Annotated in this window: 20 protein-coding genes and 1 pseudogene; 12 read left to right on the top strand and 9 right to left on the bottom strand. The window is 63.5% G+C overall.

All coding sequences use genetic code 11. The features are described 5' to 3' along the window. Positions 1-29 precede the first annotated feature (29 nt). Positions 30-344: a hypothetical protein gene (locus VN004_RS06590; protein ID WP_325608193.1), complete on the bottom strand. Its 315-nt coding sequence runs from the start codon at positions 342-344 to the stop codon at positions 30-32. 116 nt (positions 345-460) lie between these two features. Here VN004_RS06590 and VN004_RS06585 point away from each other — a divergent pair, with 116 nt between their 5' ends. The 3 genes from VN004_RS06585 (at position 461) to purB (ending at position 2844) form a co-directional block, all read left to right on the top strand. Beyond that, positions 461-994: a hypothetical protein gene (locus VN004_RS06585; protein ID WP_325608191.1), complete on the top strand. Its 534-nt coding sequence runs from the start codon at positions 461-463 to the stop codon at positions 992-994. A 51-nt stretch (positions 995-1045) separates the two neighbouring features. Continuing rightward, complete coding sequence (locus VN004_RS06580) at positions 1046-1432, top strand: DUF930 domain-containing protein (protein WP_325608189.1); 387 nt, start codon at positions 1046-1048, stop codon at positions 1430-1432. A gap of 104 nt (positions 1433-1536) precedes the next feature. Beyond that, positions 1537-2844 (top strand): adenylosuccinate lyase, encoded by a 1308-nt coding sequence (gene purB, locus VN004_RS06575; protein WP_325608187.1) that lies wholly within the window; start codon positions 1537-1539, stop codon positions 2842-2844. A 20-nt stretch (positions 2845-2864) separates the two neighbouring features. Here purB and VN004_RS06570 read toward each other — a convergent pair whose 3' ends face one another. After that, positions 2865-4079: an alpha/beta fold hydrolase gene (locus VN004_RS06570; protein WP_325608197.1), complete on the bottom strand. Its 1215-nt coding sequence runs from the start codon at positions 4077-4079 to the stop codon at positions 2865-2867. A 143-nt stretch (positions 4080-4222) separates the two neighbouring features. On the opposite strand from VN004_RS06570, the gene VN004_RS06565 reads away from it, so the two are divergent. From VN004_RS06565 to VN004_RS06555, 3 genes are all read left to right on the top strand, one after another. Further along, complete coding sequence (locus tag VN004_RS06565; RefSeq protein ID WP_325608185.1) at positions 4223-4831, top strand: carboxymuconolactone decarboxylase family protein; 609 nt, start codon at positions 4223-4225, stop codon at positions 4829-4831. Between the two features lie 182 nt (positions 4832-5013). Continuing rightward, entirely contained in the window at positions 5014-5718 is a 705-nt protein-coding gene (locus VN004_RS06560; protein ID WP_325608195.1) for an aquaporin, read from the top strand. Between the two features lie 77 nt (positions 5719-5795). Continuing rightward, positions 5796-6104, top strand: a complete 309-nt coding sequence (locus tag VN004_RS06555; RefSeq protein ID WP_325608183.1) for a hypothetical protein — start codon at positions 5796-5798, stop codon at positions 6102-6104. Here the strand turns inward: VN004_RS06555 and VN004_RS06550 are convergent, their stop codons facing one another. From VN004_RS06550 to VN004_RS06535, 4 genes are all read right to left on the bottom strand, one after another. Further along, entirely contained in the window at positions 6105-6383 is a 279-nt protein-coding gene (locus VN004_RS06550; RefSeq protein WP_325608181.1) for a hypothetical protein, read from the bottom strand. Positions 6384-6565: 182 nt separating this feature from the next. Beyond that, positions 6566-7537: a thioesterase domain-containing protein gene (locus VN004_RS06545; RefSeq protein WP_325608179.1), complete on the bottom strand. Its 972-nt coding sequence runs from the start codon at positions 7535-7537 to the stop codon at positions 6566-6568. 156 nt (positions 7538-7693) lie between these two features. Next, entirely contained in the window at positions 7694-8278 is a 585-nt protein-coding gene (locus VN004_RS06540; RefSeq protein WP_325608178.1) for a protein-S-isoprenylcysteine O-methyltransferase, read from the bottom strand. After that, a complete protein-coding gene (locus VN004_RS06535) occupies positions 8275-9486 on the bottom strand; it encodes a hypothetical protein (protein ID WP_325608176.1) in 1212 nt (403 codons plus the stop codon). Before VN004_RS06535 ends, VN004_RS06540 begins: the two co-directional genes overlap by 4 nt. A gap of 191 nt (positions 9487-9677) precedes the next feature. Between VN004_RS06535 and VN004_RS06530 the strand changes: the two genes are divergently transcribed. The 6 genes from VN004_RS06530 to VN004_RS06505 all read left to right on the top strand — a co-directional run bounded on the left by VN004_RS06530 (position 9678) and on the right by VN004_RS06505 (position 15348). After that, positions 9678-9962 carry an acyl carrier protein gene (locus VN004_RS06530; RefSeq protein ID WP_325608174.1) on the top strand — a complete coding sequence of 95 codons (285 nt, stop codon included), beginning with the start codon at positions 9678-9680 and terminating at the stop codon, positions 9960-9962. Between the two features lie 63 nt (positions 9963-10025). Continuing rightward, positions 10026-10517: a 3-hydroxyacyl-ACP dehydratase FabZ family protein gene (locus tag VN004_RS06525; protein ID WP_325608172.1), complete on the top strand. Its 492-nt coding sequence runs from the start codon at positions 10026-10028 to the stop codon at positions 10515-10517. Positions 10518-10521: 4 nt separating this feature from the next. Further along, positions 10522-11712 (top strand): beta-ketoacyl-ACP synthase, encoded by a 1191-nt coding sequence (locus VN004_RS06520; RefSeq protein WP_325608170.1) that lies wholly within the window; start codon positions 10522-10524, stop codon positions 11710-11712. Between the two features lie 155 nt (positions 11713-11867). Next, positions 11868-13151 carry a beta-ketoacyl-ACP synthase gene (locus VN004_RS06515; RefSeq protein WP_325608168.1) on the top strand — a complete coding sequence of 428 codons (1284 nt, stop codon included), beginning with the start codon at positions 11868-11870 and terminating at the stop codon, positions 13149-13151. Between the two features lie 171 nt (positions 13152-13322). After that, positions 13323-14345 carry a zinc-binding dehydrogenase gene (locus VN004_RS06510; protein WP_325608166.1) on the top strand — a complete coding sequence of 341 codons (1023 nt, stop codon included), beginning with the start codon at positions 13323-13325 and terminating at the stop codon, positions 14343-14345. A 100-nt stretch (positions 14346-14445) separates the two neighbouring features. After that, complete coding sequence (locus VN004_RS06505) at positions 14446-15348, top strand: lipid A biosynthesis lauroyl acyltransferase (RefSeq protein WP_325608164.1); 903 nt, start codon at positions 14446-14448, stop codon at positions 15346-15348. A gap of 45 nt (positions 15349-15393) precedes the next feature. Here the strand turns inward: VN004_RS06505 and VN004_RS06500 are convergent, their stop codons facing one another. From VN004_RS06500 to VN004_RS06490, 3 genes and pseudogenes are all read right to left on the bottom strand, one after another. Then, a complete protein-coding gene (locus VN004_RS06500; protein ID WP_325608162.1) occupies positions 15394-16503 on the bottom strand; it encodes a polyamine ABC transporter substrate-binding protein in 1110 nt (369 codons plus the stop codon). 9 nt (positions 16504-16512) lie between these two features. Next, a complete protein-coding gene (locus tag VN004_RS06495; RefSeq protein ID WP_325608160.1) occupies positions 16513-16854 on the bottom strand; it encodes a rhodanese-like domain-containing protein in 342 nt (113 codons plus the stop codon). Positions 16855-16993: 139 nt separating this feature from the next. Next, positions 16994-17523, bottom strand: a pseudogene (locus tag VN004_RS06490) (carboxypeptidase regulatory-like domain-containing protein); the annotation flags it as partial.

The following is a 17523-nucleotide window of genomic DNA, read 5'->3' as shown; positions in this document are numbered from 1 at the left end:
CGCTGGCGCGCGGCGAAGCGACGTGATTACTAGTCACGATAGTGAATATTAATTGTTGCTATCTGATTTCCGAAATGACGACCAACCCATCCAAGAAATGCTTCCATCAATCGCGACTCCTGATCGTGCAGTCTTGAAGTCACCTCTGCAGTAATTATTCCTGAAAGAGCTTTTTGTAACTTCACCGAGCCCTTGTAATTTTTGTGCTGCCATTTCGTCGAATTGGCCGTTCGCGAAACGCGGAAAAACGTACCTTTGTTGGCCTTTCGAATTGCGGCCTCTTTCTTCACTATTGCCCCGTAAAGGCGACCGGAATCCCACGGTACGATCTGGATTATTTTCATGATAACCTCACGGCATTACTTGCTAATCTAGAAATTGTGCAACACTCCGACGAAATCGGCAAACGCATGGGTTGTGAGGTTGATTTGAATTACATTGGCGCGCGTGGCGAAGCGACGTGATCGCACCGGCCCATGCCCTGACCGAGCTTGCCGACACGTTGCAGCCCGGCGAGCGCGTCCTCTACGCGGTCCGGCCGGACACCATCGTCACATTGCGCAACAAGCTGTTCCTCTGGTGGATCGGCATCCCGTGGTGCGCCGGGACCCTTAGCCTTTATTTCGCCGGCCGCGCGTCCGCCGCGATCGCCCTGCCGCTCGCGATGGTCGGCATCGCCATGGTGGCGGCGCCGATCATCATGGCGATCGATGCCCGCTCTACGATCTATGCGATCACCAACAAGCGCGCGCTGATCGCACGCAAGGGGATACGGCCGGATTTTCTGAGTTGCCCCTTCGAGCGCATGGATGCAGACTTCGAGATCCTGACCGCCGGCAAGAAGGGAGGGCATCTGTATTTCGCGTCGGGCATGCCGACGCGGCATCGCGACGTCGACTATACCGGCAAGCTGGCATTCCGCGATCTCGCCGATCCACAGGAGGCCGCAAGGCACCTGCAGGCGGCGCGAAACGGCCAGCCAGGCACGGTATGATCCGCTCGCTCCGAATCATCGTCTGATCTGGAATAGGTCCAAACTATCTTCATGAAGCGGATTCTCGTGGCAGCCTATCTCGCTGCCCTCTTCACATTGCCGAGTGGCGCTGAGAGCAGCGGCGCCCAGAAGAAGCTCGAAACGCTCGATCCTACGACGCGGCTGGAGCAGGTCTGCGCCATGGAGACCATGGCGCGCGTTCACAAGGACAACAACCCGCACCGCCCCGACCGCGCGATCATCTACGCACTGTCCGCGCCGGTCCTCAAAGGCGACACCGTGACCGGCACCGGCGGCGCGTTCCGCAGCAGGGGCAAGTGGTACCAGTATTCCTTCACCTGCAAGGCGACGGCCGACCACACCGCCGTGTCGTCCTTCTCCTACAAGATCGGAAACCCGATTCCGGAAGATAAGTGGGAAACCTACGGGCTCTATTGACGCTCGAAGGGGCAAAACCCGCTGATCGCGCGGACAGGGTTTGCCGCCGCCCGCCCCTGTGTTAGGCGACGGCTCCGCTGCAAGCTGCCGATCGAGAGCCGCCGATGATCCCCCGCTACACCCGCCCCGAGATGGCGGCCATCTGGTCGCCCGAACAGAAATTCCGCATCTGGTTCGAGATCGAATCGCATGCCGCCGACGCCATGGCCGAGCTCGGGCTGATCCCGAAGGACGCGGCAAGGACGATCCGCGAAAAAGGCAGCGCCGCCACCTTCGATGTGGCCCGGATCGACGCGATCGAAGCCGAAGTGAAGCACGACGTCATCGCGTTCCTGACCCATCTCGCCGAAATCGTCGGCCCCGAGGCGCGCTTCGTGCATCAGGGCATGACCTCATCCGACGTGCTCGACACCTGCCTCTCGGTGCAGCTCGCGCGCGCGACCGACATCCTGATCGCCGATACCGACAAGCTTCTCGCAGCGCTCAAGCGCCGCGCATTCGAGCACAAGTTCACGCCGACCATCGGCCGCTCGCACGGCATCCATGCCGAGCCGACCACATTCGGGCTCAAGCTCGCGCAGGCCTATGCCGAATTCGATCGCGCGAAGGAGCGCCTGATTGCCGCGCGCAAGGAGATTGCGACCTGCGCGATCTCGGGCGCCGTCGGCACCTTCGCGCAGATCGATCCGCGCATCGAGCAGCATGTCGCGAAAGCCATGGGGCTGACGGTCGAGCCGGTGTCCACCCAGGTCATCCCGCGCGACCGCCATGCGATGTATTTCGCAACGCTCGGCGTTGTCGCCTCCTCGATCGAGCGGCTCGCTACCGAAATCCGGCATCTGCAGCGCACCGAGGTGCTCGAGGCGGAGGAGTTTTTCTCGCAAGGGCAGAAAGGCTCCTCGGCCATGCCGCACAAGCGCAACCCGGTGCTGTCGGAGAACATCACCGGTCTTGCCCGCATGGTGCGCGCCTATGCGTTGCCGGCGATGGAAAACGTGGCGCTCTGGCACGAGCGCGACATTTCGCATTCCTCGGTCGAGCGCATGATCGGCCCCGATGCAACGGTGACGCTCGACTTCGCGCTCAACCGCCTCGCCGGCATCATCGACAAGCTGGTCGTGTACCCTGAGAATATGGGGAAGAATCTCGATCGCCTCGGGGGCCTCGTGCATTCGCAGCGCGTGCTGATCGCGCTGACCAACAAGGGCGTCTCGCGCGAAGAGGCCTACCGCATCGTGCAGGACAACGCGATGAAGGTCTGGCGCGGCGAAGGCGACTTCCTCGCCTTCCTTCAGGCCGACCCGCGCGTGACCGCCAGGATGAGCCCGGCCGAGATCGCCGAGAATTTCAATCTCGACTACCACTTCAAGCATGTGGACACGATTTTCCGCCGCGTATTCGGAGAAGCCTGAACTCACGCGCCGCAGGATCGTCAGCCCGCTTCGGTTGTCCGGATCTTGATGTCCGACGTCAGGGTGCGGTGCACCGGGCATTTGTCCGCGATCTCGAGGAGCCGCTTGCGCTGGTCGGCGTCGAGAGGGCCCGTGAGCGTCAGCACGCGCTCGATGCGATCGATCTTGCCTTCCCTGGTCTCGCAGTCTTCGCAATCGGCGGCGTGGATGCGCTCGTGCGTCAGCTTCACCGAGATGCGTTGCAGCGGCAGGCCCTTGTGGTCCGCATAGAGTCGCACCGTCATCGACGTGCAGGCGCCGATGCCTGCCAGCAGCAGATCATACGGACCTGGCCCAGAATCGAGCCCGCCCTGCGCAACAGGCTCGTCCGCCAGCAGCGAGTGCCGGCCGACGCTGATCCTCTGCTGAAATTTTCCGTCCCCGGTTTCCGTGACGGTGACGCCCTCGGATGCCGCGAGATTGTCGCTCGGCATCGCTGCATCGAGATAACGTTCCGCCCAGGCGGCGATGACATTGGCGACATAGGCCGCATCGTCCTTGCGACTTAAGAGATGGTCGGCGCCGGTCAGCGACACGAAGCTCTTGGGATGCTTGGCCGCGATGAAGATCGCCGTCGCATTGTCGATGCCGACCACCTCGTCAGTCGGCGAATGGAACACCAGAAGCGCCTTGTGCAGCCTGGCGATCCGTCCGGACTGCTTCTGCGATTCAATGTCGTCCAGGAATTCCCGGCTGATGTGAAACGGCCGTCCGCCCAGCGAGACTTCGATCCTGCCGGATTGGCGAATGGCATCGATGCTGTCGCGGAACATATGCGTGACATGCGCCGGATCGGCCGGTGCGGCGATCGTCACCACGGCGCGCGCCTCTTGGATGGAATCCGCCGCCGCTAGGATCGCAGCGCCGCCGAGGCTGTGCCCGATCAGGATCGCCGGGGCGTGCCCCTGTTCGCGCATGTGCCGCGCTGCCGCAACGAGGTCCGCGACGTTCGACGAAAAGGTGGTGTTGGCGAATTCGCCCTCGCTGGAGCCGAGGCCGGTGAAGTCGAAGCGCAGCACCGCGATCCCGAGCGCCGTCAGCCCGGCTGCGATCCTTTTCGCGGCGTGAATATCCTTCCCGCATGTGAAGCAATGCGCGAACAGCGCATAGGCACGCGGCTTGCCGGCCGGACGGTCAAGCAAGGCCGATAAACGCTCGCCACGGTCGTTCAGAAAATCAAAACGTTCGGCGGGCACATGCTCCTCCGTGCTTTCGATGACCAGGAAGCCGCGGGGGCAAGTGTAGCGCCAAACAGCGCGATTGCGCACGGCTCCCCTTTGCCGGTCGCGGATGGCATGTCAGAAACAGAGCCGCTCACCAATCAAGGATCACCGACGACATGACGAAGAAAGTCAAAAGGGCGCGCAAGTCGGCCGCTCTTCCCGCCCCGCGCCTGACGATTCCGGCCGAAAGCACCCTGTCGCCGAAGCAGAAATCGCTTTTGAAGGACATCCGCAAGACACGCGGCTCGGGTCCACTCGGCGGTCCATTCGCCGTTTTCCTCCAGGCGCCGGAATACGGTGACCTCGCCCAGAAGCTCGGCGCCTTCTGCCGTTACAAGACCTCGGTGCCACCGCGTCTGTCGGAATTCACGATCCTCGTCCTGGCCCGCTTCTGGCGCTCGCAATACGAATTCTGGGTTCATGCGCCGATCGCGCAGAAAGCCGGCGTGAAGGCGGCCACCATCGAAGCGTTGCGAACCGGGCGGACGCCGCGGCTCGGCAAGGAGGAGCGTGCGATCTACGACTTCATCGCCGAGCTGCACAAGACGAAGCGGGTCGCCGACAAGACCTACGCACGCGTGCACGCCCTGTTCGGCGATGCCGGCATGGTCGAGTTCGTCGGGATCCTTGGCTATTACACGCTTGTTGCGATGACCCTGAACGTCTTCCGGGTGCCGCTGCCCGAAGGCCAAACCTATCCGTTTGCAGAGCCACGGGGCGCGTGACGATCCGATAGAGGAGCGGACAGCGGCGCCGATTCATACCGTCACGTCGCAATGCGCGGTCGATTACGGTATTGCGTTGCCGCTGTCGCGCTTCTTTGATCAGCTATTCCGAAATTGCGGTTGCATAGCCGTTGTTTTGAACGATGGTCGTCGGGCTTGAGTCTTACCGGGGGACCATCGTGATGAAAAAATTGCTCGCCGAATTCATCGGCACATTCACACTCGTGTTTTTTGGCTGCGGCGCCGCAGTGATTGCGGGCATGGGCAGCGGACCGACGGCGATCGACATCGCCGGAATCGCCTTTGCGTTTGGCCTTGCCATCGTCGCGATGGCTTACGGCATCGGGCCGATCTCCGGCTGTCACGTCAATCCTGCGGTGAGCTTCGGCGTCCTCATTGCCGGCCGCATGTCCGCCGCCGAATTCGTCGGCTACGTGATCGCCCAGGTTCTCGGCGCACTCGCAGGCGCGGCGGTGCTCTATCTCATCCTGTCCGGCAAGGCCGGCGGCTGGAATGGCGGTCTCGGCCAGAACGGCTGGGGCGCAGGCTATCTCGGGCAATACAACGTGACCTCCGCCTTCGTGTTCGAAGTCGTGGCGACGTTCCTGTTCCTCGTCTGCATCCTGGGTTCGACCCATGGCAGAGCGCCCGTTCACTTTGCAGGCTTGGCGATCGGATTGACGCTGACGGCAATCCACATCGTCGGCATCAACGTGACAGGTGTGTCGGTCAATCCCGCGCGCTCGATCGGGCCGGCTCTGGTCGGCTATGGCAGCAATCCGGCCGCGGTCGGACAGCTTTGGCTGTTCATCGTCGCACCGCTGATCGGAGCCGCGGTGGCGGGCGTGCTGTTCAAGTCCGGCATGCTGGAGCCCGATCCCTCCTGATCCCGGGAGCGGTGTCCGTCCGGGCCGGTTCGTGCTAACAAGGCCTGGCAAGAGCGGACCACGGGATGCCGGACCACATGTCATCAGCGACTGACGACGATCGCGTCGTCAGTCTGCAGACAAGGCGCAGATATCAGCCGGGACAGAGCGGCCGGCAACCGCACGTGCCGTCGGTCGATCTCGATAAATTCGAACAGAGCGACGAGCCGGACGACTTCCGTCACCGCATGGTTGTCAATGTGATCGCGTTTCTGTTCGTCGTCGGCCTCGTGGCCGCCGGCGTCTGGCTCGCCGATACCATCACCACCTTGCGCAAGACGCAGGATTGCGTGCTGACCGGCAAACGCGGTTGCGGGCCGGTCGAAACCACAGGGCCGTCGCGCTAGTTATTGCCGCGCAAGGCCGCCAGAAGCACTCGCGCGCGAAATTGTCACTGGCGCAAGTCCGGAAAAGCCGAGCGCCGCCGCGGCACGCGGCGACAGGTCGATCACACGCCCGCGCACGAAGGGCCGCGGTCGTTGATCCGCACCACCACCGCTTGCCGTCCTTCCGCCGCCGTGTTTGTCGCCCTTGAAGCCATAGACCGATGCGATTCCGTCCATGGCGCCGGCCGGACTAAGCCCAATGAAGAGAAAAAGCGCTCCGCCCGCTGCCTGGCCAATCATCCGCTTCTCTCATCGCAATGACGATGACGAAAGCGCGTGAAGCCCGGTTCGTTCCCGGATGGCGGAAGATCCGGTCAGGCGAGGATCGCCGCCGTCGTGCGCGGTACGACCGTCCTGAATGACTAAAGATGGAGCCTGTCGCCGGCCACGCATCAGCGCAGCCGACCGTGGTCAGACGAATGTCAGAAGCGCAAAGCCGGCTTCTGCCCGTTCTCGGACGTTGCCGGGGCGCGCCTGACCCGCGTTTCGGACGTCTGCGGCCGCGCCACGGTCGACGGCTTCGCCGATTCGCTGGTGCTTCCGGTGGTCGCCGGCGCAGCTGCCGGGCTCACCGCCGCAGTGGCGGACACGCCGACCGGCTTCACCTGAGGGGCGACGGCCGCATTCGGGCCGGGAGCGGCTGGCGCCGCAGCGGGCGGAGCATCGCCAGAAACAGGCTTCACCGCCGGAGCTTCGGGCGACGCCGCAGGCCGCGTCCGTGGGGCCGGCGAGGCCTCGTCGACCGGACGCGGTCCCCCGCGCGACCGAATGACGCCCTGGATGCGCGAAATCACCATCGCATGCAGACGCGCGGACTTGTCGATGTCGATATGTCCGTAGCCCTGCCCGCTGACGTCGACATTCTGGAGCTGACCACGGAAACCGTTGCCCCGCCGCATATAGGCGTAGTCGCGCTGTGTCAGGTTATAGACTTGGCCGACATTCGACGAAGCCGCGAACGAGCCGGTGCCATCGAACGGGACCACGAGCGCGACCGGCACGCCCTTCTTGCCGAGATATTCAGCCATGTACATGACGGCATCGGCGCCGAGCGAATGGCCGACGAGGACCACCGGACCGTGCTGGCGCGCTTTATATTGCACCGCAATATTGTCGGCGAGGACCTGCCATTCGGAATGATTGTGAACGCTCGCGCTGATGCCCCTAGCCTGGATCTTGGACGCCAGATCGTCCATCCCCAGCGAGAAGATGTTCATCAGCCCGCGCAAAAGATACACGTGGCCGTTGGATTGCGGCGCGACTGTGCGCTTCTGCGAGGATTTGGGGGCCGATCGCTCAGTGGACGCCGTCGTCTGCGCCTGCGATGGCGCTGCCAGCGCCACGGCGGAAAGAACGATGGGCACAAGCAACCAACGCTGTCTGATCCCGGTCATTGGACCCGATGCTCCAGTCTTTTTGTTGATCGGGCCCATCCCTGAATCGCCCGCCATCGGGCTCAGGTTTACAACAGCCACCCGGCGGAACGCCACCTGACTACAAACCTTTCAATGTGAACATTTACCGGTGTTGCCGGTATGCCACGATCCGGATCAGTAGATTCCGGGGATCAGCCGGGCGGTCCGCCGCATGTATTCGCGATAATCGTCGCCGAAATTGTCGAGCATCATCTGCTCTTCCCGGCCGACCCGGAACAGGAACAGCGTTCCGAAGCCCACCAGTCCGGCCGGTCCGGCGATCCAGTTCGGCAGCAGCAGGGCCTGCGCTACGGCCCAGAGGAAGAAGGCCGTGTACATCGGATGGCGCACGTGCCGGTACAGGCCGTCGGTGACCAGCTTGTGCTGCTCGCGCACTTCGAGCGAATCCGACCAGTTTCGCCCAAGCTCCTTGTGGACGCGGTAGAACAGCCACAGCGCGACGGCGAAGATGATCGCCCCGAGCCAGGCCATTACGGGCTGGAACGGGTAATCAGAAAAATGCGGCCTCCCCGATACGACGTAGATGAAGGGGATGATGCCCAAGCCGGTGAAGGAGCAGGTCAGAAGGATTTTTTCTCGGGTCGTGCGGCGATCGAGCCGCGTCTTGGTCTTCCAAGAGCGTCGCTGATGCGGCCAGCGAATGATGAACCAGGCGACCGCCCCGATCACGAGAATCGTTTTGGCGATGGTGAGCGTCACGCTGTTCCCTCCGCATGAGTTGTATTGAGGCTGCCATCGGGCCCGAAGCTCGGCACCACTTTTTCAGGCGCGAACACCCGCATCTCGAGCGGCAGCGGCCCGCAGCAGATCATGTAGTAATCGTAGAAATACCGCTTCTCGTTGCCCATCACCAGTTGACGATGCAGGCGGAAGAAGTTCGCCTTGAACCTGCGATAGGTGGCCCGCTGCAGCATGTCGCGGATATGCACGCGCCGGATCAGGAAATTCGGACTTTGCGGTAACTTCATCGCCGCGAGCGGATCGACCTTATAGAACGAGATCGGATCGGCCATCGTCTGATATTCGATCCACATCACTCCTGGATGCGCGGAGACCCGCCCGACCATCTCGCGCAGCCATCCGGCTTTCGGGTGAAAGCCTATTTTCAGGAGCGAGGAGCCGGTGGACACGAGCCACAGCCGCTTGCCGCTTTTTCCGAATTCCGGGACGAGCTGCAGCGCCCGGTCGACCACCGCGACCTTCAGCGCGCAGCCGAGGCTGTGGGCCGCGAATACGACTTCGTCATAATCGTCGCGCCGCAAGACCTCCGCCAGCGCCTGCGCAAATCCTTCCAGGCGCGAATCGAAGCCTTCCCGCGACCGATGCACCAGTTGGTGCCCGAAAATCCAGTCGTCCATCATGTATTCGAGCAACACGAAGCGGCCCGGCCACATCATCAACAGGACGAAGACGCCGATCGCCGCCAGCGGCCCGGTGAGGATGGGCAGCGGCAGCCCGAGACCGACCAGCAGGGACGCGACATAGATCGAAAGTGCCACGAACCCGACAAGCAACGACACTGGGTAGGCGAAGAACAGCCCGTACCGCCAGTTGAACCGGAAGTACCGGAATGCCGTTCCGGTCAGGAGGAAATCGCCGAAGGCGGTGACGGCGAGCAGCAGGCGCCGCCAGGTCGGGCGCGCAAAGTCGGCGATGACAAAGTCGTCCCACAACAGTGAATTATATTCGGATTCGGTCTTCCAGTTCGGCCCCCCCGCGGCGATCCGCCATGTTCCGATCATGCGCCCGCGGTCGAGCTCCAGCGGGCCGACCTCCGTCGTCACCGACCAGGTTCGTTCCGAGCGGGCAAGCTCGCGAATATACCGTTCGTGTTGCCGCGCCGGGGGAATCGGCTCATAGCCGCCCAGGAAGAAAACACAGCGCTTTTTGACCTGCAGGTCGGTCATCGTCCATCGTGGCCGGGTTGCGGGCTGCTGGTTAGGGAATTGGCAGGCCCGACACAAGGCCGAAACGGACCGTACTGCCGTTGAACTTGCGGCCCGCCTTCGCTATAGGGCTTGCCAAACCCCGAAAGCGGCAGACTTAAGCCGTCCCTCCACTGGGCGTCCGCCGCCTGCCCGCGATCCTGAGAGCACCGATGTCCACTACTTTCGATAAAGTCGCCGATATCATTGCCGAGACGTGCGATATTCCCCGCGACACGATCACGCCGGACAGCCACGCAATCGACGATCTGAAGATCGATAGTCTCGATTTTCTGGACATCGCATTCGCGATCGACAAGGCTTTCGGGATCAAGCTGCCGCTGGAACAGTGGACTCAGCAGATCAACGACGGTCAGGCGACCACCGACCAATATTTTGTGTTGAAAAACCTCTGCGCCCGGATCGACGAATTGATCGCGGCCAAGAGCACCGCCTGAGACGCGGCCGAATGCGATTGTCGGTTCGTTCCTTCAGGCCGTTGCGAACAGGCGCAGGCGATCATGCGGCTTGAATATTTTCAGATGCTCGATCGGTTCGTCGAGGTGAAAGCCGACGAACGATGGATTCGCACGGAAAGCACCGTTCCGGACCAGAGCCCGGTCTTCGAGGGCCATTTTCCCGGCTATCCGCTGATGCCGGGGGTGCTCCTGATCGAAAACATGGCGCAAACCTGTGGATGGCTGGTGAGCGCGATCACCGGCTTCACCGGGCTGCCGGTGCTGGCGGGCGTCAAGGACGCCAAGGTGCGCGGCGCGGTGTTCCCCGGCATGCAGCTTTCGACCGAAGGCAAGATCGTTCACGACGGGTCCGGCTTCGCCATCGCGGACGGGAAGATTCGCTCCGGCGACACGCCGATTGCGGATGCGCGCCTGACCTACCGGCTCATCCCCTATCCGAGCCCGGAATTCCAGAACACCATGGTGACCTGGGCGCGGCAGCTCGATTTCCCGCTGGAGCAGTTCCGCAAGCCAGCCAGCCAAGGCCAAGGATGAAGCCGTGAGCGACCGCCAGGATGTCTGGATCACCGGCGTTGGACTTGTCTCCGCCCTTGGCGAGGGGCTCGATCAGCATTGGGACAAGCTGATGGCCGGCGGCCCGCCGTCCTATGACGACGAGACGTTCGCGCCGTACATCACCTTCCCGACCCAGCCGATCAATTTCGACAGCCAGATCCCCAAGAAGGGCGATCAGCGCCAGATGGAAGCCTGGCAGCGGATCGGCGTCTATGCCGCTGGGCTTGCGCTGACCGACGCCGGCATCGCCAAGAATACCGACATCCTCGACAAGACCGACATGATCGTCGCGGCCGGCGGCGGCGAGCGCGACGTCTCGGTCGACACCGCGATCCTCACCGACCTGCGCAAGATCGAGAAGCGCGACGCCTTCGTCAACGAACGGCTGATGAGCGATCTGCGCCCGACGCTGTTCCTCGCCCAGCTTCCAAACCTGCTCGCCGGCAACATCTCGCTGGTGCATGGCGTGGTCGGCTCCTCGCGCACCTTCATGGGCGAGGAAGCTTCGGGCGCCGATGCGCTGCGCGTCGCCCATGCCCGCATCGCGGCGGGGCAAAGCGAGATCAGCCTTGTCGGCGGCGCCTATAACGGCACGCGGTGGGACCTCGTCCTCCTGTTCAGCCTCGGCACGCCGCTGCTCGAGCCGCCATTCCGTCCGGTCTGGGATCGCGGACCCGAGGGCGCGCTGGCCTTGGCCGCGATGGGTGCATTCGTCGTGATCGAAAGCCGCGCCCATGCGGAAAAGCGGGGCGCAAAGCCGGTGGCGCGGCTGACCAGCGTGCAATCGAACCGCAATCCGCGACAGCCCGGCGATACCACCGCCACGTTGCTGGACGAGTGGAAGGCCATCGAATCGCTGGTGGATCGCAACGCCGGCGTCGTGATTTCCGGCGCGTCCGGCGCTGAACCCGCGACCAGGGAAGAGCATCAGGCGCTCGACACGATCGGCCTCCCGGTCCGCGCCACGGCCTCCTATATCGGCAACGGCATGGAAGCGCAGTTTCTGGCCAATATCGCGATCGGCTGTCAGGCGGTTCGTCAGGGCACGCTGTTTCCGGCCTATGGCAGCGGCGATACGGGCGAGACGCCGCCCGGCGGCGTTCGGCAGGCTGTCGTGACCAATGTCGGACACTGGCGCGGCGAAGGATTGGCGCTGATCGAGCGCATCGATTAGCGCATGATGCGGTAAGCTGAGTGGGGCCTCCCCTCCTCCGCTCGTCCCCGCCAAGGCGGGGACCCATAACCAGGAACGCTGGATTCCCGCTTGCGCGGGGATGAGCGAGTTCGGATAGGCTCCGTTCAACCGGACCACGCTCAAAGGAGATGCGAATGGCGGGCAAAGGATTGCGCGACAAGAAGGGCCGTCCGGTCGTTGTCATCACCGGCATGGGCATCGTCTCTCCCCTCGGAACCGGCAAGGAGGACAACTGGAAGCGCCTGACCGCGGGCGAATCCGGCATCCGCTCCATCACCCGCTTCCCGACCGAGGGCCTTCGCACGACGATCTCCGGCGCGGTGGATCACGTCTATGAAGACGGCATGGTGTCCTCGGAATTGTCCGAGAAGCTGGCCCGGCTCGCCGGCAATGAGGCGATCGAGCAGTCCGGCATCAGCAAGGGCGATTTTCCCGGCCCGTTCTTTCTGGCCTTTCCGCCGATCGAGATCGAATGGTCGCAACGCTATGCGCTCGCGGATGCGTCCGGCGCCAACGACAAGATCGAATATGCCGATCTCGTCCGCGCCGCGGGCAAGCCGCAATTCCGGCCCTTCTACGAGGAATCGAAATACGGCGTCGTGCCTGAGCGGCTCGCCGAGCATTTCGGCACCAAGGGCTCGCCGATCTCGCTGACCACGGCCTGCGCTTCGGGCGCGACAGCGATCCAGCTCGGCGTCGAAGCGATCCAGCGCGGCGAATGCGATGCGGCGCTCGCAATCGGCGCCGACGGATCGATCACCGCGGAATCGGTGGTGCGGTTCTCGCTGCTGTCCGCATTGTCGACGAACAACGCGGCGCCAGCCGGCGCCTCGCGGCCCTTCTCCAAGAATCGCGACGGCTTCGTGCTGGCCGAAGGCGCAGGCGCAGTCGTGCTGGAAAGCTACGACCACGCGGTCGCGCGCGGCGCGAATATCCTCGCCGTGGTCGAGGGTTGCGGCGAGAAGGCCGACAATTTCCATCGCACGCGTTCAAGTCCGGACGGCAAGCCGGTCATCACCTGCATGCGCTATGCGCTTGCCGATGCCGGGGTCACGCCCGCCGATGTCGACTACATCAACGCGCACGGCACCTCGACGCCGGAAAACGACAAGATGGAATATCTCGGCGTCTCCACCGTGTTCGGCGAGCGGCTGAAGGATATTCCGATCTCGTCCAACAAATCGATGATCGGCCATACGCTGACCGCGGCCGGCGCCATCGAGGCGGTGGTTTCGGCGCTCACCATCATCAACCAGCGGATTCCGCCGACCATCAATTATCAGGTGCCCGATCCGGCGATTCCGCTCGACGTGGTGCCGAATGTGGCGCGCGATGCCAAGGTGCGGCGCGTCATCTCCAACTCGTTCGGCTTCGGCGGCCAGAATACCTGCCTCGTCATCACCGGCGAACCGGCCTGAGGGCTTTCCCCGGGCCGCGGCGTGACACCCACCTCGTCCTGAGGAGGCCGCGCAGCGTCCGTCTCGAAGGACGGGGTGGCCCTCGCTGATCGCGCAGGGTTGACGCCCGCCTTGCCCCGGCGATAGGCAAGGCACCCGTTTCCTCCCCCATTGCACTGGAGACCAGCGCCGATGCGTGCGCTCGCCCTGATTGCCGACCGCAAGCTCGACCTCGTCGATCTTCCCGCCCCGCCGCCGCCCGGCGCCGGCGAGGTGCAGATCGCCGTGAAGGCGGTCGGACTGAACCACCTCGACCTCTGGGGCTATCGCGGCATGGCCTTCGCCAAGCGCGCCTTCCCGGTGGTGGTCGGCGTCGAGGCCGCGGGCGAAGTCGTGTCGGTCGGCGACGGCGTCACCAAATTCAAGGCCGGCGATCCGGTCGTGATGTATGGCGCGCTCACCTGCGGCAAGTGCAAGGCCTGCGTCGAGGGCCGCGACAATCTGTGCGAGAATGTCGGCGGCGTGATGGGATTCCATGTCGACGGCTTTGCGCGCGAACTCCTCAACATGCCGGAACGCCTCGTCATCCCGGTGCCGGCCGGCGTATCGATGCGGGACGCGGCCTGCGCGCCGGTCGCATTCTCGACCGTGCAGCACATGCTGTTCGACAATGCCAAGCTCCAGCCCGGCGAGACCGTGCTCGTACATGCGGCAGGATCGGGAATCGGTTCGACCGCGATCCTGATGGCGAAGGCGATCGGCTGCACCGTGATCACGACGGCGGGCGATGACGCCAAGCTGGAAAAGGCCAAGGCGCTCGGCGCCGATCACGTCATCAACTATCGCAAGGACCGGTTCGAGACCATCACGCGCAAGCTGACCAACAAGAAGGGCGTGGATGTCGTGTTCGAGCATGTCGGCGGCGAAGGCTTCAACGGCTCGCTGCTGGTGCTCAAGCGCGGCGGCCGCCTCGTCACGTGCGGCTCGACGGCCGGACCGACGGTGCAGATGAATCTGATGCAGCTGTTCCAGCAGCAATACAAGATCTTCGGTTCGTTCGGCGCGACCATGCAGAACATTCGCGAGAGCCTCGACAAGATGGCCGGCGGCATGAAGCCGGTCATCGACATGGAGGTGCCGCTGGAGCAGTTCGAAAAAGGACTGGAGCGGCTCGAGACGCGGCAGGTCTTCGGCAAGGTGATCGTCACGCTGTGATGCCCGCCGTCCTCAAGCCGTCGTTGTCGCCGCGCAAACGGGGACCCAAATTGCAGAGCGGTGGATATGGCACCCCGCGTCCGCGAGGACGACTGGCCTGATGCGCATCCGCATTCCGAACGCCGTCCGCGACGTCGTCGTCGGCAATGCCGCGGTCGGCATGATCAGGATGCTGCGCTGGACCGATCCACACCGGATGTCGGATTTCGCGGCCACCGTGATGCGCAAGGTCGGACCGAGGCTGCGCGAGCACAAGATCGGCCGCGCCAATCTGCGGATGGCCTTTCCGGAAAAGTCGGACGCCGAGATCGAAGAGATCCTGCTCGGCGTATGGGACAATCTCGGACGGCTCGGGATCGAATTCGCCCATCTCGACCGGATCTGGGATCACGATCCGGACAATCGCGGCAGCAGCCATATCGATTTCGATCCGGCGTCGGAGGAGCGCTTCATTCAGTTGCGCGATGACGGCAAGCCGGCCCTGGTGTTCGCTGCGCATCTCGCCAATTGGGAGATGCCCGCCCTGCCCGGCCCCGCGCACAACCTGCCGAGTGCGGCGGTCTATCGCGCGCCGAATATCGGCAAGGTCGCCGACATGGTGATGGCGACACGCGGCGTGAATATGGGGCGGCTGATCAAGACCGGGATGGACGGGGCCCTGAAAGCCGCCGAAGCGCTGCAGGAAGGCCTGCATGTCGGCATGCTGGTCGACCAATATTACGTGCGCGGCGTCCCGGTGACGTTTTTCGGCCGGCAGACCAACGCCAATCCGCTGCTGGCGCGACTGGCGCGGCAGATCGAATGCCCGATCCACGGCGTGCGGGTGGTGCGCAAGCCGAATTACCGCTTCTTCGTCGAACTGACACCAGAAATCCCTCCGGTGCGCGATGCCGAAGGCCGGATCGACGTGCAGGGCACGATGCAGGCGATCACAACCGTCGTCGAGGGCTGGATCCGCGAACACCCGGAGCAATGGCTCTGGCTGCACCGCCGCTGGCGCTAGCCCCTTGGCGGCTGGTCCGGGGCTCCGCGCCCCGGAATACCGGCGTTAGCGCCCCGTCTTCACCCGCGTCCAGAGCCGGTTGACCAGGCGCTGCGCCTTCTGATCGCGCGCGGTCACGACATAAAGGCGCTTCATCGTTTCGGGGTCGGGATACACCGCCTTGTCGTTCAGGATCGCCGGATCGATCAGTTTCTGGCTCGCCAGATTGCCGTTCGCGAACGCGACGAAATTGGTGTTCTTCGCCGCCACCTCCGGCCGCAGCATGTAATTGATGAATTCATGCGCTTCGACAACGTTGCGCGCGTCCTTGGGGATCGCGAAATTGTCGAAGAACATCTGCGCGCCGGTCGCCGGGATCACAAATCCCACTTCGACGCCGGCCTTGGCTTCCGCCGCCCGTTTCTGCGCCTGCTTGATATCTCCGGACCAGCCGACGACCAGACAGATCTCGCCGCTCGCAAGCGCGGTCAGATATTCCGAGGAATGAAACTTGCGCACCAAAGGGCGGACCTTCGCAATCAGGTCGGCCGCCTTGTCGAGATCGGCTTGCGCCGTCGAGTTGGGGTCCAGTCCGAGGTAATGCAACGCCGCCGGGATGATGTCGTCGGCGGAGTCGAGCATCATCACGCCGCAATCCTTGAACTTCGCAAGGTTCTCCGGCTTGAACACGATGTCCCAGGACTGAGGGACGGCGCCGCCAAGGATTTCCTTGGCCTTCTTGACGTTGTAGCCGATGCCGGTGGTGCCCCACATGTAATTGACGCCGTAGGCGTTGCCGGGATCGTAGGTCGCAAGCCGCTCTGCAATCTGCGGCCACACATTGCTCAGGTTCGGCAGCTTCGACTTGTCGAGTTTCTGAAACAGGCCGGCCTTGATTTGCCGCTCGAGAAAATATGCGGTCGGCACCACGACATCGTAGCCGGATTTGCCGGCGAGCAGCTTGGCTTCCAGCGTGTCGTTTGAGTCGAACGTGTCGTAGCGGAGCTTGATGCCGGTTTCCTTCGTGAAATCCTGCAGCACCTGCGGATCGACGTAATCGGACCAGTTATAGACGTTGAGGACACGCTGATTCTGCGCCATCGCCGGCGATGCGCAGGCGCACAGAACAATGGCGGCAGCCGCCGCGAGCGCGCGGGTCATTCGCAATAAAAGCATGTTTCGAACCTATCCGGTTTTGGTCGGCAGACCCGCCTCTTTCCAGGCAATGATCCCGCCTTCGAGATGAGAGTCATGGGGCAGACCCGCTTCCTGGGCGGCGAGCGATGCCGTCACGGAACGACGGCCCGAGCGACAGGCAAACACCACCTGCTTGAAACCAGGATCGGGAATCTGCGCCACGTCGAATGTGGATAACGGCACGACGACCGCATCCGGATAGGCTTCGACGGCGACCTCGTTCGGCTCGCGCACATCGACCAGCAGGATGCGGCCCTCGGCAATGCCACGCGCGACATCTTCCGGCTTCAGATTGTGCACCACCGGGGGCTTGCGGCTGAACCAGCTCATTCGACCTCTCCCGCTTACGGCTCCGAGAGGAACCACCAGGCGGCCCTCTCGTCAACCGGTCCGGCTGCAAAAGCAGCGCCGCCCGGCCTGGCGTCCGCCAAGCTGGACGGGCGCGCGCGCCGCGCTCCGGGACCGCCGGTTATTTCGCCAGCGGATCGGGCCTGACCTGGATCTGCACGGCCATCGGCCGTGCGCCCTTGCCGAGTTCGTTCAGCCACGGCGTGCGGTCACCGCTCGAACTCCACAAGCCGCGCCCTTTCCATCCCGCATTCGGATCGTCGATGCGCGCATCGAGCCCCTTGGCGTAGAAGCCCATGGGATAAGGCACGCGCATCAGGATCATCCTGCCGTCCTTCAACGCGACGAATCCGTCCTGAAGATTGGCGGTCGAGATCGGGATATTCTCGCCGAGGCCGACGGCGTTGTGCTGATCGACCCAGGTGTAATAGCTCGCCTCGGCGCTGTATTGCTCGAAACCTTCGAAGCCCGGCCCCGGATAGCGGTGCAGCGTGAAGCCTTCCGGACAATGATCGCCGGTCGCGGTCGGGCCGTTCAGCGGTCCCTTGCATTTACGCCGGTCGAACGCGATCAGATGGCCGCTCGAGCCTGAGCCCCATACGACGCCATCCTTGTCGATGTCGCCACCGCGCAGGCCGATGGCTTCCTTCG

The sequence above is a fragment of the Pseudorhodoplanes sp. genome, from assembly GCF_035565855.1.
Classification (GTDB): domain Bacteria; phylum Pseudomonadota; class Alphaproteobacteria; order Rhizobiales; family Xanthobacteraceae; genus Pseudorhodoplanes.
This window is presented reverse-complemented; position numbering and strand designations above follow the sequence as displayed.